The sequence below is a fragment of the Nonomuraea montanisoli genome, from assembly GCF_013363975.1.
GTDB classification, from domain to species: Bacteria; Actinomycetota; Actinomycetes; order Streptosporangiales; family Streptosporangiaceae; genus Nonomuraea; species Nonomuraea montanisoli.
On the sequence record NZ_JABWGN010000049.1, the window covers coordinates 1 to 677 of the forward strand.

General features: G+C 73.4%; 1 protein-coding gene. It reads left to right on the plus strand.

All coding sequences use genetic code 11. The annotated features are described in order from the left end of the window. Nucleotides 1-15: 15 nt before the first annotated feature. Nucleotides 16-677, plus strand: a 662-nt coding sequence (locus tag HTZ77_RS44915; RefSeq protein ID WP_175595919.1) for a DUF4097 family beta strand repeat-containing protein, incomplete at its 3' end; no start/stop codon positions are given.

The following is a 677-nucleotide window of genomic DNA, read 5'->3' on the forward strand; positions in this document are numbered from 1 at the left end:
CACAAGGAGCACATCATGCAGCAGTTCGCCACCCCCGCCCCGATCGCCGCCGTCCTGGACATCCCCGCCGGACGCATCCGGTTCCTCGCCGCCGACCGCGCCGACACCACGGTCGAGGTCCGGCCCGCGAGCGCCGCCAAGAGCCGCGACGTCAAGGCGGCCGAGCAGACCACGGTCGCGTACGCCGACGGCGTCCTGCGGATCGAGACCGCCACGGCGAAGAACCAGTACCTCGGCCCGACCGGATCCGTCGAGGTGACGGTCGAGCTGCCCGCCGGCTCCCGCGTCGAGGCGAAGACGGCCGGCGCCGAGTTCCGGACCGTCGGCCGCCTCGGCGACGTCGCCTTCGAAGGCGCCTACCGCCAGATCAAGCTCGACGAGACCGCGAGCCTCCGCCTCACCGCGACCGACGGCGACGTCGAGGTCGGCCGGCTGGGCGGCCCCGCGGAGATCAGCACCGCGCGGGGCGACATCCGGATCGCCGAGGCCACCGGCGGCAAGGTCGTGCTCAACACCCAGTCCGGCGACATCTCGATCAACGCCGCCGCCGGAGTCTCGGCCGCCCTGGACGCCGGCACCACCCACGGCCGCATCACCAACGCCCTGAGGAACGACGGCAGCGCCGAGCTCGACATCCACGCCACCACGTCCAGCGGCGACATCACCGCCCGCAGCCT